This is a genomic window from Hyphococcus luteus (genome assembly GCF_002943565.1).
In the GTDB taxonomy this organism is placed as follows: domain Bacteria; phylum Pseudomonadota; class Alphaproteobacteria; order Caulobacterales; family Parvularculaceae; genus Hyphococcus; species Hyphococcus luteus.
This window is the reverse complement of record NZ_PJCH01000005.1, coordinates 209,646-231,807: the sequence shown is the minus strand read 5'-3', so window position 1 is coordinate 231,807 and position 22,162 is coordinate 209,646. Positions and strand designations below refer to the sequence as shown.

The following is a 22,162-nucleotide window of genomic DNA, read 5'->3' as shown; positions in this document are numbered from 1 at the left end:
GCGCGGCTTCTACCCCGAACAGCTTGCGCCGCCAAGGACGCAGAACTGCGCGCAGAAGGGATGATTGAGTTTTACCGGTTTCGCCGCTTCGGCGAGGCTTTTTCCCATTTCGAATTGCTCGTCATAAGGCAGGAGCGTGCAGGAGAGGACGGCGGGCCTTTCAGCGCCCTTGCGCTTTACGAGCATGCGCGAGGTTGCGCACATCATGTCGGCCTGATCCTTGCCGAGGATCGACCAGCAGGCCGCAGTGATCTCGGGAACGTCGCGGGCCGCATCCATTTCCGGAAAGATTACAAGCTGCGCCGGATCGTGCGCATCGAGGGGAACGCCCCGCGCTTCGAAAAGCGCCGCGAAGCCGGAGCGCAATTCGGCTTCGCGTTCGCCGGTCAGGCCGCGTCCGGCGATGGTGAAGGAGAAGCCGTTGTCCTGCAGCCATCCAAGCCCCGTCATGGACGCCTCGAACGCGCCTTCGCCCCGTTCGGCGTCATGGCCTTCGGCGCTGTAATGATCGAGGCTGACGCGCAAGGTCAGCAGATGCGGGAAGCGCGCGCGCAGCGACAGGAGGCCTTCCTGCACCTTCGGGCGCATCATCGGGCGCATGGCGTTGGTGAGGATGAGCACATTGAAGCCGCGCGTCAGCGCGCCTTGGGTCATCGCGATCATGTCCGGGTTCAAAAACGGCTCGCCGCCGGTAAAGCCGATTTCCCGCGCGCCCATTCTGCGGGCTTCGTCGAGAAACGGCGCGGCTTCCTCAGCGCTCAGATAAACAAGCCGGTCATTGGTTGGCGAAGATTTGATATAGCAATGCGCGCATTCGACATTGCACAGCGTGCCGGTGTTGATCCACAGCGTCTCGAGCCGGGCGAGAGGCACTTCGGCGCGGAGCTCGCCCGCCGCCGTTCGTTCCTTGTGCTGAAATTTTGCGGCGGTTTTAACGCCTGCTTCGCCGTCCATTTTTTTTCGTCCGGATTAAACGCTGCAGCATAACGAAAACACCCGCCGGGGAAACCGGCGGGCGTTTCAAACGCGATCAATTCAGCGTTAGAGCCTGACCTGAAATATGCCGCCTTTGTTGCGGCGGTTGATAATCAGACGTTTCTGTCGGCCGGGAAACGATGCGCCCCGGGCTCTTGAGGCTAGTTGTTGTCTTCTTCCGCCGGCTCGACCGGGCCGATGGGCGCGGCCCAGACGTCGTCGTCTTCATATTCGGGCTCGTCCGGCAGCGGCTCGCCGGTCACCGGATCGATGCGCGCCGGCTGCACCGGCGCCATCACGGCTGGCTGCGCGCCCGGCTCGTCGCGATGGGCGAGCGCCCAGACCGCGTTCTGCAGGACCGCCGATTGCGGGTGCGAGACCTTTTCGCGGAAGATGATGTCCACCGGGCTGACATTCGCCTGGTAATAGCCCTCATTCCAGCTGTTGCGCGATTTCAGGATCGCGCCTTCAAGGCTGACGCCGCCGTAAAGCCCGCGCGAGCGGGAGAAGGCGAGGACGTCGACGGTCTGCGCTTTCGCGCCGGCGCCGATGGGCCCGGCGGCGAGCGACAGGTCGGCGCCCAGCTTCACATTGGTCGACAGCATGTGCTCCATGCCGCGCTGGGTCATGATCAGGAGGATCGTCTCGGAGCCTTCGACGCCGGCCTGGAAGCCGACGGAAAGAGACCCGATGGTGAAAAAGGTCGGCTCCGACCAGCTGCCGTCTTCATTACGCGCGACCATCACCGCATTGCCGCCGGACGCGCCGATGATGAAGCCGCCGCGGATCGATTTCGGGATGATCACCATGGCTTTCGCCTGATCCGCCGTATCCCAGAGCGGCTCGAAGGCGCTGTCATTGGCGAAATAGCTGACCGTGTCGGCGGCCTTCACCACCAGTTCTTCGGCCTTTTCCCCTTTCGGCTTGGCGCTGGCGGGCGCGATCGTCATCGAAATCGCCGCGCCGAAAGCGCCGAGCATGCAAAATAGCCGTTTCATCTGCCGGCCTCCTTTCAAAATCCCCGATAATCCTAGGGAACAGCGCTCAGGCCGTCCCAGTTCGGGCCATAAATAAGCCTGTTTGGCGGGGCCGAAAGATGGCGGCCCGCAGCCTGGAACATGAATTCTTGGTGAGATTTGGGCCTTGCGTCGAGGCCTTTCTCGCCTCGGCGAAGCCGGGGCTTCGCTCCGGCGTAGCTGGGTCGGCGCCGAACCGGCCAGACCCCGTTAGAACAGGCCCCGCTTGACCTTTTTCTCCGCTAAGGCGAAATGAGGGGCCGCTGCGGCCCCGCGCGCCGCCGGCGGCCTGAAGCGGGTGTAGCTCAATGGCAGAGCAGAAGCTTCCCAAGCTTACGACGAGGGTTCGATTCCCTTCACCCGCTCCATCCATTTTAAAAACAAGACATTACGCTGGAGCCAATCCGCATATGCGCACGGATCAGCGCATGCCGCCGTTTCCCGGTCGCCGTATCGCTTTTCGGTTTTGACGGTTTTGCTCGGATGAGGACGGCCGCCGCGTCTTAAGCGACGTGAGTCCATTTCTTTTTGTCGGCCAGGAAGCGCCGGGTGTCTTCGGCGCTGAGAGGATGCGAGTAGAGAAAGCCCTGCATCTCGGTGCAGCCGATGATGCGCAGCAGATCGTGCTGGCGGCTGTTCTCCACGCCTTCGGCGGTGACGGGAATGCCGAGCACCCGCGCAAGATAAGTGACCGCGTGCACGATCGCCTCGGATTGATCGTTTGCGGCGATGTCATTGACAAAGGACTTGTCGATTTTGACCTTGTCGACGTCGAGCTTTTGAAGATGCGTCAGGCTCGAATACCCGGTGCCGAAATCGTCGAGCACGATCTTGACGCCGGCGGCCCGCAGCTTTTTCAGGCAGGTGCGGATGTTTTCGTTTGTATTGAGAATAGCGCCTTCCGTGAGTTCAAGCTCCAGCCTGGACGGATCGAGATTCGCCTCGTTCAGGATCTCAACGATCCTTTCCGCCAGGTTTTCCTCCCGCAGCTGAACGGGCGACAGGTTCACGGCCAGCGTAATGTCTGGCCATTGCGCCATCATCAGGCAGGCTTGCTGGAGCACCCAATCGCCAAGCGGAACGATCAGACCCGATTCCTCCGCGACCGGTATGAATTCCTCCGGCTGCAGCAGGCCGAGTTCGGGATGGCGCCAGCGGATCAGCGCCTCCATTCCCGCAAGCTTTTCGTCGGCCGTAGTAAAGAGCGGCTGGTAGTAGACTTCGAGACCGCTCTTCTTCGCCAACGCCTCCCGCAGATCGCTTTCAAGGCGGCGAAGGTGTTGAATATGTTTGTCGAGCTCGCTCGTGAAGCGCCGAAAGCAGGCCCGGCCCTCGCGTTTCGCCTGATAGAGCGCCACATCCGCCTGGCGCTGCAATTCGACATTGTCGAGATCTTTGATTGCGTCCGCAACGCCGATCGAGGCGCTGACAAAGGCGCGCGTATTTTCAACAAAGAAGGGTTCGGCCGCGGCCTCGAGAATGCGGCGGCAAACAAGCTCCACATCCGCTTGTTTGCCGCGGTCGATGAGCAAAACGGCGAATTCATCGCCGCCGAGCCTTGCAACAGTATCGGATGCGCGCACGATCATTGTCAGGCGTTCGGCGAAAGCTTGGAGCAACGCGTCTCCCGCCTGATGGCCGAAGGCGTCATTGACTTCCTTGAAACGGTCGAGATCGATGTAGAGCAATGTGCAGCGCTCGCCTGAACGTTGGCGGCGCAGTAAAGCCTGGTCGATGCGCTCATTCAGCAAGGCGCGGTTCGGCAGGCCGGTCAGCGTGTCGTGAAACGCCAGATGGTAGTTGTGGGCTTCGGCTTCGCGATAGGCGGTCACATCCGTGATGGTGGCGACGAGGTAATCGGCGTCCTCCAGGCGCACGCGGCGTTTGCGCGTGATGACCGTTCGCGTTTTGCCGGCCGCGTCGGTGACCTGTTCTTCGTTCTCCGAAAGGACGCCGTCGTCGAATACGCGATCGTCGGCGGCGTGAAACACCTCGACCTCTTCGTCCGGGAAAAGATCGTAGTCGGAAAAGCCGATCATAACCTCGCGGGAATGGCCGAAAAACTCGCACGCCGCGTCATTGAGCAACACGATGCGGTGCGCGCGATTCTTGATGAAAACCGGCAACGGCATCACGTTGATGATCGCCTGAAGGTCGGAAATGCTTGCGATATTATCGGCTATTTTCATACATTAAGCGCCGCGCCGCCGAACGCCGTTATTGAGCGTCGTGACTGCAAAGTAGAAGAATAATCGGGCGGGGGTTACTCAATCGTTAGGAGATAAAGGCGGCGCTTGCGCCCTGCGGTTCTCTCCAAAGTTCCTGAAAATTAAATGATTATTAGGATTGGTTTTTAAATTTCCAATTTTCGCGACGGTTAGCGGGGCGGGCCGCAAAACATGCTTAATATGCGGTGAAGAATTTTCCTCCGCCAATAAAAAGCAAGTCAGCGCAACCGTTCGGAAACGCTAATAGCAGACAATCAGGCCCTGCCCTTGTGAGGGGCGAGCTTTGATCAGCGGGACGACGCGCTGTTGTTCTTGCAAACCGTTCAGGATCTGGTGAAGCCGATGCATGATCATTCTTCTGTTGTTTCCGCGGAGCTCCTGCGGCGTCAGAAGGGCAGCGTCGCCGTTCTTTTCGCGATCCTTTTCGTTGTGGTCATCGGCTTTGTCGCGCTTGGAACGGAAGCGGCGTTTCTTTTCGCCAAGCACCGCCAGATGCAGACCGCCGCCGACTCTGCGGCGTATGGCGGCGCGGTCGCCATGGGCGCCGGCTATCCGTCGGATTTCACGCTCGAAGCCCAGGCCGCTGCAAGCGAGGCCGGCTTCGCCAACACCGTCGACGGCGCGGAAGTCGTCGTCAATCGCCCGCCCTTGTCCGGATCCCATGCGGGAGACGTAAACGCCATAGAGGTCATCATCACGCAGCCGCAAAAAGTGGGCTTTATGCGGCTCTATAATGTGGCGAGCGTCGATGTCAGCGCGCGCGCGGTCGCTGTCGTGGGCTCGCCGGGCGGCGTTTACTGCCTTCTGGTGCTCGATCCGACCGCTTACAGCGCCGCCACCGTCACCAATAATGCGAAGGTGGCCAATCCGGAATGCGGCGTCGGCGTCAATTCGAGCTCCAGCGCCGGGCTGACCGTCCGCAACAATGCGGAAATCAACGGCCCGGTGTCCGTAGTCGGCGGCTGGCGGCTGAGCAATAATGCGAAGCTGAACGGCTCGCCGCTGCTCAGCAATGCGCCGCCGATTGACGATCCTTATGCGGATTTATCCCTGCAGCCGATTCCGCCTTGCACGTCGCAAAGCGGATTTGCGCAGAACAATAAGACAGTTCACCTCACGGCCGGGCATTTCTGCAATGGGCTCTATTTCCGCAACGGGGCGACCGCTCACCTTGGCGCGGGCGTCTATTATATCGATGACAGGTTCCAGATAGACAGCAATTCGCGCGTTTATGCGACGTCAGGAACGACGCTGGTCATAAACGGCGATTACGATTTTCGCATCAGGAATAATTCCGTCCTGGAAATCACGGCGCCTTCCACGGGACCTTACGCCGGCATCGCCATGATGAGCCCGAGAACCGCCTCGCCGTCAAGGGAGCACAGGTTTGACAGCAATTCGATCGTGAAAGTGGAAGGCGCTCTCTATTTTCCCAATCAGGGCGTCTACATCAGAAACAATACGGTTATCGGCGACACGGACTGCACGCAAATCATCGTCCGCACGATAAAGCTCTACAACAATCTCGACCTCGACACCGATTGCGACGGCGTCGGAATCACGCCGATCGGCGGCGACAACAGCAGCGAACTTGTGGAGTGAGGCGCCGGCATGAGCATGATGAAATCAACATCACGGCGTAAGCCCGGACCGGAAACGACAGCCGGCGTTGCGGCTATTGAGTTCGCCTTGCTTGCGCCTTTGCTCGTCGTGCTACTCATTGGAGTCGTCGAGATCGGGCTGGCCGCTTATCAGGATATGGAAGTGCAGAACGCGGCTGAAGCAGGCGCGCTTTACGCCGTGCGGAACGGGTTCGATCCGGACGGCATTGAGACGGCGATGGAGAACGCCACCGGCCTGTCCGGCGTGACGGCGGGCGCGGCGCCGCTCAGTTTTTGCGGCTGTCCGGGGCTGGACGGCGTCACCGTCATCAGTTGCGATTTCACCTGCCCCGGCGGCGACGCCCCCGGCGACTATGTCAAGGTCGAGGCGTCATTCGAGCATCACACGATTTTGCCTTATCCCTGGGTGTCTTCGCCGGTTGTCCTGACGGGGGAATCGACGGTGAGGTTGAAATGACCCCAGCGGCTGGCCGTCGACATCTGCGCGGGAAAAGTTCGCATGCTGACGCAAAAGGCGTGGTTGCGATTGAATACGCCCTTTTGTTTCCGGTGTTGCTGGCCTTCGTGCTGGGGCTGATCGATGCAGGCCGCGTGGTCTGGACGCAGGCGACGCTCAGCCACGCCGTTGACGTCGCCGCGCGGTGCGGCGCTGTCGACGCGGTTAAATGCGGCGAAGACGACGCCGTCAAAGACTATGTCGTCGCCCGCGCGGCGGGCGTCGCGCTCGATGCGGAGCTGATCGACGTCGAAGTCGTGGAATGCGGAGAAAAGGTCGCCGTCAGCCATCCGGTTCGCCTGATCCTGCCCTGGACGGGAAAGGGGACGGTCATGCTGAAAGCGGAAGCGTGTTATCCGCTCTGACCCAGGCAATGCGCGAGCGCCGGCGGTAAAAACGGCGGCAGGGCGCGCTCAGCGCTGGCGGCTGCGGGCGTAGTCGAAGAACCGCAAATTCACCTGCACCTTTTCCTCATCGAGATCCATCTTACTCAACGCCGCCGCGCGTTGCGCGTCGCCTTTCAGCCCATAGACCAGCGCCAGATTTTGACGGATTTGCGGGGAGGCGTCCGACGAGCGGGCCATGGGCGTCAGAATGGCGACGGCTTCATCGAAATGTCCGCTGAAGGCGAGCGACAACGCCAGGTTATTGCGCGCAGGGACGTTGCGCGGCGCTGTCTCAAGTATCGATCTATAACTGGCCTGGGCTTCGTCGTGCCGGCCGAGGGAGTCGAGCGTAACGCCGCGCTGGTTCAGCGCCTGAGCGTCGGCGGGGGCGATCTGTTGCGCCTGGTCCGCATAGGCGAGGGCCTGTTCCGGCTGATTGAGCTGCAGATAGATGCGGGAAAGGCCGACAAGGGCCCTGGCCTTGTCCGGCGATGCGTCGTCCACGTCTTGGAAAACGCCGATTGCGTCGTCGAAGGATCCGGCTTCGGCGAGAACCTCGCCGAGCTTGACTTGCAAATCGCCATTGCCCGGATCCTGCAAAAGGGCGTTGCGATAAAGATTGATGGCGGAGGCGAGATCGCCCGCCGATCGTGCGGCGTGCGCCAGGCGAAGCATGGAGGCTGTGCTCGGCTCCGCGACGGAAACGGGCTGCGCGTCTTTCACGCCGGCGCCGCTTGCGCATGCTGACGCGCCGGCGGCCATCAGCAAGGCGGACAAGATTTTCAAGACGTCAATATGATTAGAGCGATATGGCATGTCCCAGTCCGAGACGCTGTCCCGCAGTCGGGCGGTTTCAGACCATATGAAGGGCAATATAGTTTCTAAAGAATTAATTCCGTATAAAGATATTTAAATAATGAGTAAAATAAAACTTGATGCAAATCAACGAAACTTGGGGGTGTTGAGTTACAGTGCGAGCTGTAATTTTTGTGGTCAAGGAAAAACAATGCGCACCCAGAAGATCTGCGCTATAAAACCAAGCGTAGCGCGACCCGAAGAGAATTTTGCAAAAGACGGAAAACGGCTTCGGTTTGGACAAGAACAATATATTGCGTACACGCACTATAATCTTGAACGGGCTTCGGCCTCGGAAAAAATTCGAAAATACGGCGTGTCGGCGCGCGATGCGGGGCGTTTGCGCGTTCGCATGACCTGTAACAGCGTAGGGGGCGTGCAATGAGTTTTCGCAATATTTTGATGGCGGTCGGCGTTGTGGCGCTGATCTCAGGCCTGTTGTTGTCCGGGATCGCCGTCATGCGCCCCGCTGCGCCGTCGTCTGATCCGGCTGCGGACAGGCCGAGAGCCGTTCTGGTTGCGGCTCATCCGGTAGAGGCCGGTGTTTTGTTGCGCGCGGACGATATCGGCTGGGCGGAGGTTCCGCCGAGCGGTTTTGAAAAAGAGTACATCGAGGGCGGCGAAGCCGCTGAGCTGAATTATATCGGCGCAGTGACGACGCGCCGGTTCAGCGAAGGCGAGCCGTTGCTGGCCTCCGGCCTGATAAGGCCGAAAGAGCGCGATTTTCTGGCTGCGGTGCTCACGCCGGGCATGCGCGCCGTCACCGTCACCGTCAATGCGCTGCAAAGCGCCGCCGGCATGTTGTTGCCTGGCGATCGGGTGGACGTGATCCTGACGCAGCGCTTCGGCGAGTCCGGAGCCGGTCTTGCGCGCAAGGTTTCCGGCGAAACCATTTTGCATAATGTCCGCGTGATTGCGGTCGATCAGAGATTGAATATGGAGGAAGAGTCTTCTTCTTCCCGGCAATCGGCCGGGCGGGAAAAGCTGCCGAACACGATCACGGTGGAAGTCTCCCAACAGGATGCTGAAAAGCTGCTCGTCGCGACGGAGCTGGGCAATCTGGGGCTTGCGTTGAGGCCGTTTGTCAGCGCGGACGCCGCTTCAGCGCAAGCGCGGGAGACCGTTTGGGCGGCCGACGTTTCGCCTGCGCTTTCCACGCTCGAGGGCTCTAAAGGCGGGGCAGCCGGATCAAATCAACAAGGCCCGGCCCGGGTTCAGGTGATGCATGGCGGAACGACAGAAAACCAATAAGGCGATTATGCGTATTTTTTCGAAGGGCGCGCCGACGCTCGCGGCGATGCTGTTGATCGTTCAGCCGTCAATGGCCGAACCGGCGGCGTCGCAAAAGGCCATCACGCTGGACGTCGATGCGGCGACGCTGATCGAATTGCCGCGGGCGGCTGAAACCGTGTTCATCGCCAATCCGGAGATTGCAGACGTTCAGGTTCCGACGCCGGCGCGCGTGCTCGTCTATGCGAAAAAACCCGGCAAAACGACGATTTACACATTGCTGAAAAACGGCGCGGCCGAATCCTATGCGCTGACGGTGCAGCATTCCAAACAGGCGATTGGGGCGGCTGTCCGCGAACAGGCTCCCGGGGCGGACGTCAAAGTCACAAGCGCGCCGCGCGGCGTCTCCGTATCGGGGACCGTTGGGTCGCCGGTTGAGGCGCAAATCGTCAAGGGCGCGGTGCAACAGCATATCGGCGAAGATGAAGACATGGCCTTCAATGTCGGCGTGCGCGAGCCGACGCAGGTCAATCTGCAAATTCGCGTCGCTGAAGTGTCAAAACAGGTCGACAAAAGCTTCGGGCTCAATTGGAACGCGGTCTTTAACGACGGAAAATTCGCCGTCGGGTTGTTGACCGGGCGCGAACCGCTGGCGAGCGCGGCGGAAACCATCGGGGATTTTTCACGCAGCTCAACCGGGGTGAATTCGCTCGGATTCGGATACAGAAGCGACAGCGGCAATGTCGATGTCTCCGGCCTTCTGGACGCGCTTCAGGCGGAGGGGCTGGTTTCCATTCTCGCCGAACCGAACCTGACGGCGGTTTCCGGAGAAACGGCGACATTCCTGTCCGGCGGCGAGTTTCCGGTGCCGATTTCGCAAGGGTTCGACCAGGTCACGATCGAGTGGAAAAGTTTCGGCGTCAGCGTCGCCTTTTCGCCTGTGGTGCTCGACCGCGATCACATCAGCATCAAAGTGCGCCCCGAAGTCAGCGAGCTGTCCAATCAGGGCGCCGTGACGATCGGCGATATTCAGATCCCGGCGATTACGGTGCGCCGGGCCGAAACGACCGTGGAGCTCGCCAGCGGCCAGAGTTTCGCCATCGCAGGCATGTTTCTCAACAACACGATGAATGAAGTGAGCAATCTCCCGGGCCTCGGAAACCTGCCGGTGTTGGGCGCCCTGTTCCGGTCGACGCGCTTTCAGCGCAATGAGAGCGAGCTCGTGATTGTCGTCACGCCTTATATCGTTCAGCCGGCGCGCCGGACGAGCGATATTCGCCTGCCCAATGAGGATCTGGTTTTTGCAAACGATCTTGAACAGATTTTGCTCGGCAGGCTGAAAAAAGGCGGCGGCGGTCTTCGCGATGAAACAAACGATGAGCCGCATTTGACCGGTCCGGCCGGCTTCATCCTGGAGCAATGACAATGAAAAAAGGCTGTGAAATCATTTTATGCGCGGCGCTTTCCGCCCTGTTTGGGGGCTGCGCGACGCCGGATTCGGAACGCGCGGCTTTGCCGCTCGCCTGCCCGTCTGCAGCGGACGCCGGCGCGCGCGCCGAATTCGGATGCGTGAACAAAGCCAATCTCGCGGTTATGGCGGCCGATCCCGGCGACTTGAAAGAAGGCGGCGATCTCGGTCCTGGCGACGGCGCCAGGGCGGCGATGACCGTGGAGGCCTATAAGGAAGGCAAAAACAAGGGACTGGAGAAGAGCGAGTCGACGACGTCGGCTTCCATCAATCTGGGAGGTGAGAAATGACGGCGCCCGCTGACAAATCGCTTGCGCGGTCTTCCCTCTCGTCAAGGTCCGCTTCCGACGCGGCGCCTGAGGCTGCGCCGACTGCGCTGATCTTTGTCCAGGACCGCGTTTCGGAAGGCGTGATCCGGCAAAGCCTTTCGGACCTGAATATAGGCGCTGCGCAATTCGTCAACGGCGGCGTTTCCGCCGCGACAAGCGACCTTGCAAACAGGCCGTCGCCGGCTCTTTTGATCGTGGATATTGGAAAGACGAGCGACCCGCTCGTCGAGATCAAGCAACTGGCGAATGTCTGCGAGCCCAGCACGGGCGTCATTGTCATCGGTGAAAGCAACGACATCAGCCTTTATCGTGAACTCAAAGAAGCGGGCGTTGTCGAATATTTTTACAAACCGCTCGTCCGCAACCTCTTTCGGGAGGCGTGCAGCGCGGTTCTCAGCGGCGATCCCGTAAAGAGTCCGCCCCGAACCGGCAGGCTTATTTTGACATTGGGCGTGCGCGGCGGCGTCGGCGCGACGACAATTGCGACACGCTCGGCCTGGCATCTCGCCATGGAGCGCGAGCGCCGCGTCCTGCTGGCCGATCTTGACGTCTGCATGGGCGACGCCGCGCTTCAGCTCGGCGCCGTTCCGACCAAAGGCTTGCGCGAGGTCCTGGAAAACCCCGGCCGGATGGACGAGCTCTTTCTCGACCGCGCGCTTATCCACGCCACGCCGCGCCTGGACCTCCTTGCGTCTTTGGAGAATCTGGGCGGTTTCACGCCTTTCAAGGAAGACGCCGTTCTTTCGCTTCTTGCGGTTCTTCTGCGCCATTACCGGTATGTTTTTGTCGATATTCCCGGCGCGGCGGCGGCGCAGATGACGCGGGTCATGCAATTGCCGAGTCTTTGCCTGCTTGTCAGCGATGCAAGGCTGGTGTCGGCGCGCGATGTCGGGCGCTGGAGCACGCTGATCGGGCCGAACACGCCGGACCGGGCGACCCTCCATATTCTCAACAAAGCCGGAGCGCATGGCGGTCTGAGCGAGGAGCAGTTCGCCAAGGCCGCCGGCGTCGCGCCCGATGTCGTGGTTCCTTATGGGCGCGATATCGAAGAGGCGGCGATGCTCGGCACGGAAAGTCTCGCGAAATGCGGCGGCATGACCCGCGCGCTGGGACCGGTGTTTCGAGAGCTTGCCGGCGAAGCCGTTGAAGTGGAGCGCTCCTTGATCGGGCGGCTGTTCGGATGACGGTGTTTAATTTCGGAAAGAAGAATTACGAAGACGGCGACGAAACGGCGACGGAGGATTATACCGCCGTCATCGCCGAGGCGGCGCCGAAAATTCCGCCGCGTGCTGACGAATCGCCTGAGAAAATGAATTTCATCCGCGATCAGGTGTTGATCCGGATCGACCCGTCTGTGGCGGTGAGGATGAACGAAGAGGCGCTGACGGGGCGCGTTTATGAGCTGATCACCGAGGTCGCCAACGAGCACAGCCAGCTCCTCAACCAGAACGAGCAGCAGGCGCTGGCCTCGGAGATTGTTGACGACATGATCGGGCTCGGCCCGCTGGAGCCCCTGCTTGAAGACGACGCCATCGCCGACATTCTGGTCAACGGCCCGTCCAAGATTTACGTCGAACGCCATGGACAGCTCGAACTGACGAAACTGCGCTTCCGCAATGACGCGCATGTGCTGCATGTCGCGCAGCGCATCGCCTCCTCCGTCGGCCGGCGGATTGACGAGTCGAGCCCGATGCTGGACGCCCGGCTCGAAGACGGCAGCCGCGTCAACGTCATTATTCCGCCGCTCAGCCTCAGGGGGCCGTGCATCTCGATCCGGAAATTCTCGAAGAGCGTTATGGATTTTTCAAAATTCGTCGAACTCGGCACGCTCAGCCGCGATCTGGCGCGCGCGCTTGAGATCGCCGCGCGGTGCAGGCTGAACATCCTGATTTCCGGCGGCACCGGTTCGGGCAAAACCACCTTGTTGAACGCTTTGTCGAGCATGATCGACAAGAAGGAGCGGATCATAACCGTCGAGGACGCGGCGGAGCTTCAGCTGCAACAGCCTCACGTTCTGCAGCTCGAAACGCGGCCCCCGAACATCGAAGGCCAGGGACAGATCGCCCAGCGGGACCTCGTTCGCAACGCCCTGCGCATGCGCCCGGACCGCATCATTGTCGGCGAGGTGCGCGGCCCCGAAGCCTTCGACATGATGCAGGCGATGAACACCGGCCATAACGGGTCGATGTCGACCGTGCACGCCAACTCCGCGCGCGACGCGCTGGCGCGGGTCGAAAACATGATCCTGATGGCGAATGTCAATCTGCCCATGCGGGCCATTCGCGGCCAGATCGTCAGCGCGCTCGATCTCGTCATTCAGACCGAGCGCATGCGCGACGGCGTCCGGCGCGTCACTGAGGTCGCGGAGGTCACCGGCATGGAGGAGGATACGATCCTTCTTAAAACGCTGTTTTCTTATCGTTTTATCGATGAAGACGACAAAGGCGTGTTGCGCGGTTCTTTCGACGCTTTAGGCGGCCGCCCTGATTTCTATCCCCGTCTTGAATATTACGGGCTGGGCCCGGCGTTCCTCGAAGCCTTGGGCGGCTCGGAGAAAAACAAGGCCGAAATCGAGGATTGAGATGACCAGCGTTTCAGCGGCATTGACGCTTCTTCTGATCGGTTCGGCGGCTCTTGTCGCCGCCTATCTCGAAGGCCGTTCAGTGCGCTTGATGCTCGACCGCCGCATCAACCTCGTCCGCCCGCTCACCGTTGCGGCGGACCGCGAGGATGGCGCGGGCGCGTTTCTTGGGCGCATGGACGCCGCTTTGTGCGCGCTTTTTTCTTTTGGCCTGAAGCGGGGCTGGAAACCGCGGACAAACGGTCTCGTCTTGTTGGCGACGGCCGCCGGCGCCATGGCCGCCACATGGGCCATCGCAAGTTTGATCCTTGGTTTTCCCGGCTGGCTCGGCGCGGCGCTCGGCGTTCTGGCTTTCATGATCGCGCCGCGCCAGCAATTGCGCATCGTCCAGGAAAAGGTCGAGCGGCAATTTATTGAAGTTTTTCCGGACGCGGTCGAAATGATTGTGCGCATGTTGCGCGCGGGCCTGCCGGTCACGACGGCGATCCGCAGCGTCGCCAGGGAGGCGGCCTATCCGGTGGACGAAGTGTTTACCGGGCTCGCCGATCAGATGGATATCGGCGTCGCTTTTGAAGACGCGCTGCGCAAGACGGCCGAAAGCATAGGGCTCAGGGATTTCCGGTATTTTTCGGTCGCCGCCTCTCTCCAGCGCACGACCGGGGGCAATCTCGCCACGACGCTTGAATCGCTGAGCGAGACGATTCGAAAAAAACGCGCCATGCGCCTCAGAGCGAAGGCCGTCACGGCTGAAGTCCGCATGACCGCTTATATCCTCGGCGCGATGCCGTTTTTTATTGTCGGCGCCCTCTTGCTCACGCAGCCTGATTATCTGGCGCCGCTCGTGACGGACCCCCGCGGCAACATCATTGCGGCCGCCGCGCTTGTCCTGCTCGTGTTGGCGTTCGTCATCATCCGCTCGATGATGCGCACCGTCACGCGGCCAAGCTAGAGCGTAGGGACGAAGATGGATTCGCTTTTTTCAGATAGCGCGATATTCAGCCGGGACGTTGCGTTCATCCTCGGCGCCAATGCGCTGATTATCGGCGGCGCGCTCTTGATCCTGGTTTCTCTGCGCGCCGGAGACGACGTCATGCGCGCGCGGTTCTCCCTTATTGGACGCGTTTGGGACGATCGCGCGGCCGCCCGCAGAGCAGCGAAGGCGAAAGCCGCCTGGACCTATTACACAGGGCCGCTGGCGGATTCCGTTCAGCGCGAGGCCGCCCGCCAGCTTGCAAAACTTGGCTTGGCGCCGGAACGCGCGCCGGCGGTCTTGCTCGGAATACGATTGGCGGGCCTGGCGGGGCTCGCCGGACTGGCGGTGTTTCTGGCCCCGCATCTTGGATTGCTGGCCGGGTCGCCGGCGCGCAGCGGCGCTTTCGTCGTTCTCGCCGGGGTCTTTGGCTGGACGTGGCCGGGCTTTGTCTTGCGCGCCGCCGTCCGCGAGCGCATGGCCAAGGTCGTCGCCGGCTTGCCAGATGCGCTGGATCTTCTGGTGATCTGCGCCGAAGCGGGGCTCGCGCTTGAAAGCGGCATTAGTCGGGTGGCGGAGGAGTTGGAGCTGTCGCAGCCGGAGCTTGCCGAGGAGCTGTCGCGCACGGCCGCCGACCTCAAGGTCCTGCCCAGCAGCGAGAAGGCGCTGGCAAGGCTCGCCGAGAGGATCGATGCGCCGGCGGTGCGCGCGCTGGCGTCGACCCTGTCCCAGACGCTGCATTACGGAACGCCGCTCGCGCAGGCGATGCGGGTCGTCGCCGCTCAGATGCGCAACGACGCCCTCCTGCAGCTGGAAGAACGCGCCAACAAGCTGCCCGCGCTGATGACCGTTCCCATGATCATTCTCATCATGCCGACGATCTTCCTGATCGTGGGCGGCCCGGCGGCTTTGAAAATCATCGACATATTGATGTAGGCGCCGCGCGGCCTGCAGGCGGGCGCGCCACCCGTCCCGCTTTTTCGAGAGTTTTTGTTCTCAACGGCTAAAACGAATCCTTCAGCGCCCGGGTCTTGGCGAAGGCGTCGACCGCTTTCGCGCCTTCCATGCCGATCGCGGCCTGGAGGTTCTTGTCGCTCGCCCGCAGGAACGGATTGGTCGCGAGTTCGAGCGCCACGGTGGTCGGCACGGTGGGCGTTCCTTTCGCGCGCAGGGCGTCGACTTCCTCGGCGCGCTTTTTCAGATCGTCATTGTCCGGATCGACGGAGAGCGCGAAAGCGGCGTTGGCTTTCGTATATTCATGGGCGCAGTAGATTTTCGTGTCGGCGGGCATCGCCGCGATTTTCGACAGGGAGCTCCACATCTGGTCGGCCGTCCCTTCGAACAGGCGCCCGCAGCCCATGGCGAAAATCGTGTCGCCCACGAAAGCGGCGTGCGTCTCGGGAAAATAATAGATGATATGGCCGAGCGTGTGGCCAGGCGTTTCGTGAACGATCGCTGTCGAGGCGCCGAGCTCGACACTGTCGCCTTCGCCGACGGGACGGTCGATCCCGGGAATGCGCCCCGCTTCGCCCTTCGGGCCGATGATCTCGCAGCCCCATTTGTCCTTCAGCGCCAGATTGCCGCCGGCGTGATCGAAATGGTGATGGGTGTTGAAGATGTGGGTCAGCCGCCAGCCTGCCTTTTCGAGCTCGCGGTTGATCGCTTCGGCGTCCGGCGTGTCGATGGCAGCCGTCTCGCCGGTCTCCCGGTCATGGACGAGATAGCCGTAATTATCTGAAAGGCAGGCGAACTGGCGGATGTCGATGGGCATGGCTAAATCTTTCCAGGTTCTTACCGGCAGGAATCCCCCGCATTGACGCCGGATTAAGGGCGCCAGCATAACAATCGGAGCGGCGGCGCAAAACCGTTGCGGCGGGAAAGTTTCGATGCGGACTGACATTCTCGATTTTCACGAATTCTACGGCTCCCCGCTCGGCGGCGCGGCGCGGGAGATCATCGCCGGGCGTCTCTCTGAAATCTGGGGCGACGGGGAGGGGCTCGCCATCGCCGGTTTCGGCTACGCCAATCCCTATCTTCAGGTTTTCACGGGCGCGGCCGCGCGCTTCGCCTTCGCCCCGGGGGCGCAAGGCGTCATCCGCTGGCCGCAGGGCGCGGCGAATGCGGCGGGCCTTGTGAGCGAACATCACTGGCCCTTGCCCGACGCCAGTCTCGACCGGGTCCTCATTGTGCATGGGCTCGAAGAGGCGCCGCAGCCGCAAAAGCTGATGCGCGAGGTGTGGCGGGTCCTCAAAGACGATGGCCGGGTGATCATCGTCGCCGCACACCGGCGCGGGCTGTGGTCGATGATCGACACGACGCCCTTCGCGGCGGGGCGGCCTTATCTGAAACGCCGGCTCGAAGGGCTGTTGCGCGATGCGATCTTCCGGCCGCGCTTCTGGGATTCGGCGCTGTTCTTTCCGCCTTTCCGCTCAGGCCTCCTTCTGCGTGCGGCGCGGGCCTGGGAGCGGGCGGGCGCGCGCCTGTGGCCGGGCCTCGGGGGCGTCCTGATGCTCGAAGCGGAAAAGGACATGATGGCGCCCGTGGGGCTTGTGCGCCGGGAAGGCGCCAAAGCGGTCCGGCGCCCGGCCATCGCCGCGCCCCAGCCTGTCCAGCGGTCTTGAAACCGAGCCCTCCTTGCTCGCCAGCCCCCTTGGTTGCCAGTGAAGGCGCGGGGCCGCTATATCGCGGGCGTCACCGTTCAAGGAAACCCGTAGATGTCTCTCTCGTCGCCGCGTCCCGGCATTTTGAACATCAAACCATACAAGCCCGGCTCGTCCGAAGCCCCCGGGGCGGCGGAGATTCACAAGCTTTCCTCCAACGAATCCGCCCTTGGCGCGAGCCCAGGCGCCATGGCGGCTTATAAGGCCTCCGGGGAAGCGCTTTTCCTTTATCCCGAAGGCTCGGCGGCGGCTTTGCGCGAAAAGCTGGGCGAGACCTACGGGCTCGATCCGGCGCGGATCGTCTGCGGGGCGGGCTCGGACGAGCTCTTGCAGCTCCTCTCCCGCGGCTATCTCGGCCCCGGCGACAATATCGTCCAGAGCGCCCACGGCTTCCTGGTTTACGCCATCGCCGCCATGGCCTGCGGCGCCGAGCCGCGTTTCGCCCCGGAGAAAAATCTCACCGCCAATGTCGACGCGATGCTGGAGATGGTGGATGAGAACACGCGCATCGTCTTCATCGCCAACCCGAACAACCCGACAGGGAGCTATCTTCCGGATGCGGAAATTCGCCGTCTGCGCGAGGAATTGCGCGACGACGTGCTGCTCGTCGTCGATGCCGCCTATGCGGAATATATGGACGAGGCGGATTACAACGCCGGCGAAAAGCTCGTCGAGGAATGTGAGAATGTGGTGATGACGCGCACCTTCTCGAAGATTTACGGGCTTGCCGCCCTGCGTCTCGGCTGGGCCTATTGCCCGGCGGCGGTCGCCGACGTGCTGAACCGCATTCGCGGGCCGTTCAACGTGTCGGCGGGCGCGCAAATCGCCGGCGTCGCCGCGCTCGAAGATCAGGACTTTGTCGAGCGCAATCGCGCGCATAATCGCGAGGAGCGGGACTATCTGCAGCAGCAGCTTGGCGGGCTCGGCCTCGAATTCGCGCCGAGCTACGGCAATTTCATTCTGGTGAAATTCCCGGACGAGCCGGGCCTCGCCGCCGACGATATTCATGCCTATCTGAAAGAAAACGGCGTCATCGTGCGCGAGATGGGCGGCTACGGCCTGCCGCAATATCTGCGCGTCACCATTGGTCCCAAAGCGGGCAACCGCAAATTCATCGCGCTTTTGGAAAAGAAATTCTCCCGTGACTGACGACATCAAGTTCAACCGCGCCGTCATTGTCGGCGTCGGCCTCATCGGCGCCTCGCTGGCGCTCGCCATGCGCGAGCGCGGTCTCGCCGCCGAGATTGTCGGCGTCGACCGCGACCCGGACGTCATCGCCCGGGCGCAAAAACTCGGGATCATCGATGGGGGCGAAACCGATCTGAAAAAAGGCGTGAAAGGCGCCGACCTCGTCGTCGTATCGACGCCCGTCGGCGCGGTCGCGTCCGTCGCCGCGGCGCTCGCCGATGCGGTCGACGACGGCGCCCTCGTCATCGATGTGGGGTCGGTGAAAGGCGCCGTGGCGGAGGCTGCAAAGACATTGCCCGAGCGGGTGCTTTTCGTCCCCTGCCACCCGGTGGCGGGGACCGAGCGGTCCGGCCCCGAAGCCGGGTTCGCGACGCTCTTCCAGGACCGCTGGTGCATCCTGACGCCGCTCCCCCGCGAAGACGCCGCCTACAAGCAGGCGGTCGACAAAGCCGCCGCTTTGTGGACGGCGGTGGGCGCGCGCGCGGAAATCATGGATGCGGCCCATCACGACCTGGCGCTCGCGGTGACGAGCCATCTGCCGCACCTTATCGCCTTTACGCTGGTCGGCGCGGCGGACGATGTCGAAAGCGTCGCGCAAGGCGAAGTCGTCAAATATTCCGCCGGCGGTTTCCGCGATTTCACGCGCATCGCCGCTTCCGACCCGATCATGTGGCGCGACGTGTTCCTGACGAACAAGGAAGCGGTGCTGGAAGTGCTCGGGCGTTTTTCGGAAGAACTCGCCGTCATGCAGCGCGCGATCCGCTGGGGCGACGGCAAGACGCTCGAAGACGCCTTCTCACGGGTGCGAGGCTTGCGCCGCGCCATCGTCGAAGCGGGCCAGGAAAGCGCTGCGCCGAACTTCGGCCGGGATGAGAAAGGCGAGTGAGCGCGAAGTTTAGCCGTTCGCTCCGACTCCCCACGCTTAAAGCGTGGGGTCCAGCTTCTCACACCTAAGGATGGACGCCACGGTCAAGCCGTGGCGAGTCGATAACTATGATTCTTTTTTGATGATTGCGACGATTTGAGGCCTCAGCTTCAAATCTTAAGCGTCTTCTTCGTCCAGCGTCACGTCATACCCCCACAGCGTTTCGATATGGGTGAGGACGGCGGCCGAGGTTTTTTCGTTCAGCGTGCGGCCGTTATGCACCATGTGGCGCAGCTGCAGGGTGCGGTCTCCTTCGAGATCGGCGCCGACGACCTGGATGTTCGGCTCGTGCATGCCGAGATCGTACATGCCGGCCAGAATCTGGCGCACCCTGCGGAAACCGCGGTCGTCATGGATCGCCTCGATCTCTATATGGCTTTCTTCGGAATCGTCATCGATGGCGAACATGCGGAAATGGCGCATCACCGTGGGCGAGAGATATTGCAGGATGAAGCTTTCGTCGCGGAAATTCTCCCAGGCGTCTTTCAGAATGCCGCGCCAGTCTCCCGACCCGGCGATGTCGGGGAACCAGTCGCGGTCTTCCTCTTTCGGGTCTTCGCAGATGCGCTTGATGTCCTCCATCATCGCGAAGCCGAGCGCGTAAGGATTGATGCCTGAATAGCGCGGATCGTCGAATTCCGGCTGGAAGACGACCGAGGAGTGAGAGTGCAGGAACTCCATGATCGCGCCTTCTGAAATCTGGCCGCGATTATAAAGCTCGTTCATGATGTAATGGTGGACGAAGGTGGCGCAGCCTTCGTTCATCACTTTCGTCTGTTTCTGCGGATAGAAATACTGACCGATATTCCTGACGATCCGAACGATCTCGCGCTGCCAGGGACGCAACACCGGCGAGGCTTTCTCGATGAAGTAGAGAATGTTCTCTTCGGGAAGCTGGATGTTTTTGACTTCCTGCTGGCGCACTTCCTTTTCGTCGTCCGGCTCTTCGGAATTGGGGAGCGTGCGCCAGATGTCGTTGAAGCTCGTTTCCTCATGCTTGATCCGCGCGGCGATGCGCGCCAGGCGGTCGGCGTCGGACAGGCGCGGCGGGCGGTTATAGCGGAAGACGCCCTGATCCATCAGGGAATGGGCGGCGTCGAGCACCGCCTCGACTTCTTCGGGCCCGTATTCGTCCTCGCATTTCGAAATATATTTCTTGGCGAAGTCGAGATAGGGCAGGATGCCGTCGGCGTCCGTCCATTGCCGGAAGAGATAATTGTTCTTGAAAAAGTGGTTATGGCCGAATGAGGCGTGCGCCATGACGAGCGCCTGCATCGTCATGGTGTTCTCTTCCATGAGATAAGCGATGCAAGGGTTCGAGTTGATTACAATCTCATAGGCGAGACCGGAATAGCCCTTCTGGTAATTCATCTGGTCCCGGGCGAAATGCTTGCCGAAGGACCAGTGCTTGTACATCAGCGGCATGCCGTGGCTGGAATAGGCGTCGAGCATCTGTTCGGACGAGATGATCTCGATCTGGTTTGCATAGACATTGAGCCCGAGATCGTTCAGCGCAATGTCCTCGATCGCGTCATAGGCGCGCTTCAGGGCGTCGAAGTCCCAGTCGGCTTCGTTGTAGATGAGGGGGAGTTTTTCGGAGACCGCGCTCATTTTGAGGCCCTTTTCACGAATAGTACATGAAACAAAACCCGAAGGCTTGCAGGTCCCGCCAGCAACCATGACATGGCAATCTCTTTCTCAAGAGCGCCCCATGCTAATGGTTGCAGAGGCAGTTCAACAGGCAATGCTTTCCAGAACAAAAATGGAAGAAGCGCTAAAGTTACGGCCAGTGTTCCAAACAACTGGTTGCGCAAATCGCTGGGATGGTTCGCCGCGGTAAGTTTTTTGATGGGACGTTGTAAAATAATGGCCCAGCCAACGCCGATTATGCCCGCAATAATATAGCTCACGCCGCCTCCTGCGTGTCGCGGGCGAAGAGTTCGCGGAAGACTGGGAAGATGTCCTGAGGCCGGGCGATGCGCGTTTGCGCGAAGTTCGGCCATTTCGGCGCGAAGGTGCGGTAGGCGCGCCAGAGTTCGGCGCCTGAATCGGCGTCGGAAAACACCTCAAGCTCGCGCTCGTCGAGGATCTCGATATAGGCGTAATATTGCGAGACCGGCATGACGTCTTCGTCGAGCATCTCGACGCAGCGTTTGGCGTCGCCCGATTGCGTGAAGCCGTCGGACGCTTGCGCCACATAGATGTTCCACTCATGGGCGGGGAAGCGCTCGCGTTGCACCTCGAGCATTTTTTCAAGCGCGGTCGAGACCACCGTGCCGCCCGACTGGCGCGAATAGAAAAACGTCTCTTCGTCGACTTCTTCGGCATGGTGGGTGTGGCGGATGAAGACCACTTCCACGCGCTCATAGCGGCGTTTGAGGAACAGATAGAGCAGCATGTAAAACCGCTTGGCGAGGTCTTTCTCGCGCTCGCCCATGGAGCCCGAGACGTCCATCAGGCAGAACATCACCGCCGCGGTGGTCTCCACCGGCGTCGGCTCATAGGCGTTGTAGCGCAGATCGAGCGGATCGATGAACGGCGTAAAGCGCCGGCGCTGCTCCATGGTTTCGAGCTTTTCGAGAACGGCCTTTTTCTCGGCGATTTCCTCTTCGGAGGGGCTGGCGATCTTTTCGAGCTCGAACAGGCGCTCTTTCAGCTCGTTCATCTCTTTCGTCGAGGGGCGCTTCAGCGCCAGCCGGCGGCCATGGGCGTTCCTCATGGTCCTGACGAGATTCATATTTGTCGGCGAGCCCGCCACGGTAAGCCCCGCACGCTTGTAAGCATAGGACTTGATTTCCTTCAGGGAGCGTTTGACGAGGTTCGGGAGTTCCAGGTCTTCGAAAAAAATGTCGAGAAATTCGTCCTGGGTCAGGGTGAACTGGAAGGAGTCCTCGCCTTCGCCTGAATCGCTCGCTTCCTTGCCCTTGCCGCGCCCGGCGCCTTTCGGCGGTTTCTTGATCTTGTCGCCGGCGGAGAATTCCTTGTTGCCGGGATGGACCGCCTCGCGCTCGCCCTGTTCGCGGTCATGGGAAAAGCGCGGCTCTGCCGTCGACTTCGACGGAATGGTGATCTTTTCGCCCTTGTCGATCTCCTTCATGGAGCGGTCGCGCAGGGACTTGTTCACCGCGTCCTTGATTTGCGCCTTGGCGCGTTTCAGGAAACGCTGACGGTTGCCCAAGGACTTGCCCTTGGGGTTCTTGCGCCGGTCGATGAAGTGGAACGAATTCATAACA

22 protein-coding genes and 1 tRNA gene are annotated in these 22,162 nt (G+C 61.2%); 15 read left to right on the top strand and 8 right to left on the bottom strand.

The window, feature by feature from the left end; genetic code table 11:
- Positions 1–9: 9 nt before the first annotated feature.
- Together CW354_RS05965 and CW354_RS05960 are read right to left on the bottom strand one after the other, a co-directional pair.
- A complete protein-coding gene (locus CW354_RS05965; RefSeq protein ID WP_104829138.1) occupies positions 10–954 on the bottom strand; it encodes a radical SAM protein in 945 nt (314 codons plus the stop codon).
- Positions 955–1,136: 182 nt separating this feature from the next.
- Complete coding sequence (locus CW354_RS05960) at positions 1,137–1,973, bottom strand: lipid-binding SYLF domain-containing protein (protein WP_104829137.1); 837 nt, start codon at positions 1,971–1,973, stop codon at positions 1,137–1,139.
- A gap of 312 nt (positions 1,974–2,285) precedes the next feature.
- On the opposite strand from CW354_RS05960, the gene CW354_RS05955 reads away from it, so the two are divergent.
- Positions 2,286–2,359 (top strand) — tRNA-Gly (locus tag CW354_RS05955).
- Between the two features lie 135 nt (positions 2,360–2,494).
- On the opposite strand, the gene CW354_RS05950 is transcribed toward CW354_RS05955, so the two are convergent.
- Positions 2,495–4,180: a putative bifunctional diguanylate cyclase/phosphodiesterase gene (locus CW354_RS05950; protein WP_104829136.1), complete on the bottom strand. Its 1,686-nt coding sequence runs from the start codon at positions 4,178–4,180 to the stop codon at positions 2,495–2,497.
- A 345-nt stretch (positions 4,181–4,525) separates the two neighbouring features.
- On the opposite strand from CW354_RS05950, the gene CW354_RS05945 reads away from it, so the two are divergent.
- The 3 genes from CW354_RS05945 to CW354_RS05935 are packed head-to-tail and all read left to right on the top strand — an operon-like array spanning position 4,526 to position 6,702.
- Complete coding sequence (locus CW354_RS05945; protein WP_104829135.1) at positions 4,526–5,821, top strand: TadE/TadG family type IV pilus assembly protein; 1,296 nt, start codon at positions 4,526–4,528, stop codon at positions 5,819–5,821.
- 9 nt (positions 5,822–5,830) lie between these two features.
- The gene (locus tag CW354_RS05940) at positions 5,831–6,298 is read left to right on the top strand and encodes a TadE/TadG family type IV pilus assembly protein (RefSeq protein WP_104829134.1); all 468 of its coding nucleotides are present in this window, start codon (positions 5,831–5,833) and stop codon (positions 6,296–6,298) included.
- Positions 6,299–6,357: 59 nt separating this feature from the next.
- Complete coding sequence (locus CW354_RS05935; protein WP_165793549.1) at positions 6,358–6,702, top strand: TadE/TadG family type IV pilus assembly protein; 345 nt, start codon at positions 6,358–6,360, stop codon at positions 6,700–6,702.
- 48 nt (positions 6,703–6,750) lie between these two features.
- On the opposite strand, the gene CW354_RS05930 is transcribed toward CW354_RS05935, so the two are convergent.
- Positions 6,751–7,539, bottom strand: a complete 789-nt coding sequence (locus tag CW354_RS05930) for a tetratricopeptide repeat protein (protein ID WP_104829132.1) — start codon at positions 7,537–7,539, stop codon at positions 6,751–6,753.
- Positions 7,540–7,639: 100 nt separating this feature from the next.
- Here CW354_RS05930 and CW354_RS23000 point away from each other — a divergent pair, with 100 nt between their 5' ends.
- Genes CW354_RS23000 through CW354_RS05895 form a run of 8 tightly spaced genes read left to right on the top strand, consistent with a single transcriptional unit; the run spans position 7,640 to position 15,092 of the window.
- Positions 7,640–7,963: a hypothetical protein gene (locus tag CW354_RS23000; protein ID WP_133162199.1), complete on the top strand. Its 324-nt coding sequence runs from the start codon at positions 7,640–7,642 to the stop codon at positions 7,961–7,963.
- Positions 7,960–8,829, top strand: a complete 870-nt coding sequence (gene cpaB / locus CW354_RS05925) for a Flp pilus assembly protein CpaB (RefSeq protein WP_104829131.1) — start codon at positions 7,960–7,962, stop codon at positions 8,827–8,829. The genes CW354_RS23000 and cpaB overlap by 4 nt, the downstream gene beginning before the upstream one ends.
- A gap of 7 nt (positions 8,830–8,836) precedes the next feature.
- The gene (locus tag CW354_RS05920) at positions 8,837–10,231 is read left to right on the top strand and encodes a type II and III secretion system protein family protein (protein WP_165793548.1); all 1,395 of its coding nucleotides are present in this window, start codon (positions 8,837–8,839) and stop codon (positions 10,229–10,231) included.
- A gap of 2 nt (positions 10,232–10,233) precedes the next feature.
- A complete protein-coding gene (locus CW354_RS05915) occupies positions 10,234–10,566 on the top strand; it encodes a CpaD family pilus assembly lipoprotein (RefSeq protein ID WP_104829129.1) in 333 nt (110 codons plus the stop codon).
- Positions 10,563–11,789, top strand: a complete 1,227-nt coding sequence (locus CW354_RS05910) for a CpaE/TadZ family protein (RefSeq protein ID WP_207764691.1) — start codon at positions 10,563–10,565, stop codon at positions 11,787–11,789. The genes CW354_RS05915 and CW354_RS05910 overlap by 4 nt, the downstream gene beginning before the upstream one ends.
- A complete protein-coding gene (locus CW354_RS05905) occupies positions 11,786–13,186 on the top strand; it encodes a TadA family conjugal transfer-associated ATPase (protein WP_207764690.1) in 1,401 nt (466 codons plus the stop codon). The genes CW354_RS05910 and CW354_RS05905 overlap by 4 nt, the downstream gene beginning before the upstream one ends.
- A 1-nt stretch (position 13,187) precedes the next feature.
- Entirely contained in the window at positions 13,188–14,135 is a 948-nt protein-coding gene (locus CW354_RS05900) for a type II secretion system F family protein (RefSeq protein WP_104829128.1), read from the top strand.
- Positions 14,136–14,150: 15 nt separating this feature from the next.
- Entirely contained in the window at positions 14,151–15,092 is a 942-nt protein-coding gene (locus CW354_RS05895; protein WP_104829127.1) for a type II secretion system F family protein, read from the top strand.
- A 67-nt stretch (positions 15,093–15,159) separates the two neighbouring features.
- Here CW354_RS05895 and gloB read toward each other — a convergent pair whose 3' ends face one another.
- On the bottom strand, positions 15,160–15,927 hold the full coding sequence (gene gloB / locus CW354_RS05890; protein ID WP_104830002.1) for a hydroxyacylglutathione hydrolase: 768 nt from the start codon (positions 15,925–15,927) through the stop codon (positions 15,160–15,162).
- A 115-nt stretch (positions 15,928–16,042) separates the two neighbouring features.
- Between gloB and CW354_RS05885 the strand changes: the two genes are divergently transcribed.
- The 3 genes from CW354_RS05885 (at position 16,043) to CW354_RS05875 (ending at position 18,890) form a co-directional block, all read left to right on the top strand.
- Positions 16,043–16,777 (top strand): class I SAM-dependent methyltransferase, encoded by a 735-nt coding sequence (locus CW354_RS05885; protein ID WP_104829126.1) that lies wholly within the window; start codon positions 16,043–16,045, stop codon positions 16,775–16,777.
- Positions 16,778–16,870: 93 nt separating this feature from the next.
- Complete coding sequence (gene hisC, locus CW354_RS05880; RefSeq protein ID WP_104829125.1) at positions 16,871–17,965, top strand: histidinol-phosphate transaminase; 1,095 nt, start codon at positions 16,871–16,873, stop codon at positions 17,963–17,965.
- Positions 17,958–18,890: a prephenate/arogenate dehydrogenase family protein gene (locus CW354_RS05875; protein ID WP_104829124.1), complete on the top strand. Its 933-nt coding sequence runs from the start codon at positions 17,958–17,960 to the stop codon at positions 18,888–18,890. Before hisC ends, CW354_RS05875 begins: the two co-directional genes overlap by 8 nt.
- A 156-nt stretch (positions 18,891–19,046) precedes the next feature.
- On the opposite strand, the gene CW354_RS05870 is transcribed toward CW354_RS05875, so the two are convergent.
- From CW354_RS05870 to CW354_RS05865, 3 genes are read right to left on the bottom strand one after another with little or no spacing between them, the layout of a single operon-like run.
- Positions 19,047–20,540 (bottom strand): SpoVR family protein, encoded by a 1,494-nt coding sequence (locus CW354_RS05870; protein WP_104829123.1) that lies wholly within the window; start codon positions 20,538–20,540, stop codon positions 19,047–19,049.
- Entirely contained in the window at positions 20,537–20,839 is a 303-nt protein-coding gene (locus CW354_RS22995; protein ID WP_133162198.1) for a hypothetical protein, read from the bottom strand. The genes CW354_RS05870 and CW354_RS22995 overlap by 4 nt, the downstream gene beginning before the upstream one ends.
- Positions 20,836–22,158, bottom strand: coding sequence for a YeaH/YhbH family protein (locus CW354_RS05865; protein WP_104829122.1), 1,323 nt, complete (start codon positions 22,156–22,158; stop codon positions 20,836–20,838). Before CW354_RS05865 ends, CW354_RS22995 begins: the two co-directional genes overlap by 4 nt.
- Positions 22,159–22,162 lie beyond the last annotated feature (4 nt).

Coding starts and splice junctions, on each gene's coding strand:
- CW354_RS05965 (WP_104829138.1), bottom strand. CDS start 954: ATGGACGGCGAAGCAGGCGTTAAAACCGCCGCAAAATTTCAGCACAAG.
- CW354_RS05960 (WP_104829137.1), bottom strand. CDS start 1,973: ATGAAACGGCTATTTTGCATGCTCGGCGCTTTCGGCGCGGCGATTTCG.
- CW354_RS05950 (WP_104829136.1), bottom strand. CDS start 4,180: ATGAAAATAGCCGATAATATCGCAAGCATTTCCGACCTTCAGGCGATC.
- CW354_RS05940 (WP_104829134.1), top strand. CDS start 5,831: ATGAGCATGATGAAATCAACATCACGGCGTAAGCCCGGACCGGAAACG.
- CW354_RS05930 (WP_104829132.1), bottom strand. CDS start 7,539: ATGCCATATCGCTCTAATCATATTGACGTCTTGAAAATCTTGTCCGCC.
- CW354_RS23000 (WP_133162199.1), top strand. CDS start 7,640: ATGAGTAAAATAAAACTTGATGCAAATCAACGAAACTTGGGGGTGTTG.
- cpaB (WP_104829131.1), top strand. CDS start 7,960: ATGAGTTTTCGCAATATTTTGATGGCGGTCGGCGTTGTGGCGCTGATC.
- CW354_RS05920 (WP_165793548.1), top strand. CDS start 8,837: ATGCGTATTTTTTCGAAGGGCGCGCCGACGCTCGCGGCGATGCTGTTG.
- CW354_RS05915 (WP_104829129.1), top strand. CDS start 10,234: ATGAAAAAAGGCTGTGAAATCATTTTATGCGCGGCGCTTTCCGCCCTG.
- CW354_RS05910 (WP_207764691.1), top strand. CDS start 10,563: ATGACGGCGCCCGCTGACAAATCGCTTGCGCGGTCTTCCCTCTCGTCA.
- CW354_RS05905 (WP_207764690.1), top strand. CDS start 11,786: ATGACGGTGTTTAATTTCGGAAAGAAGAATTACGAAGACGGCGACGAA.
- CW354_RS05900 (WP_104829128.1), top strand. CDS start 13,188: ATGACCAGCGTTTCAGCGGCATTGACGCTTCTTCTGATCGGTTCGGCG.
- CW354_RS05895 (WP_104829127.1), top strand. CDS start 14,151: ATGGATTCGCTTTTTTCAGATAGCGCGATATTCAGCCGGGACGTTGCG.
- gloB (WP_104830002.1), bottom strand. CDS start 15,927: ATGCCCATCGACATCCGCCAGTTCGCCTGCCTTTCAGATAATTACGGC.
- CW354_RS05885 (WP_104829126.1), top strand. CDS start 16,043: ATGCGGACTGACATTCTCGATTTTCACGAATTCTACGGCTCCCCGCTC.
- hisC (WP_104829125.1), top strand. CDS start 16,871: ATGTCTCTCTCGTCGCCGCGTCCCGGCATTTTGAACATCAAACCATAC.
- CW354_RS05870 (WP_104829123.1), bottom strand. CDS start 20,540: ATGAGCGCGGTCTCCGAAAAACTCCCCCTCATCTACAACGAAGCCGAC.
- CW354_RS05865 (WP_104829122.1), bottom strand. CDS start 22,158: ATGAATTCGTTCCACTTCATCGACCGGCGCAAGAACCCCAAGGGCAAG.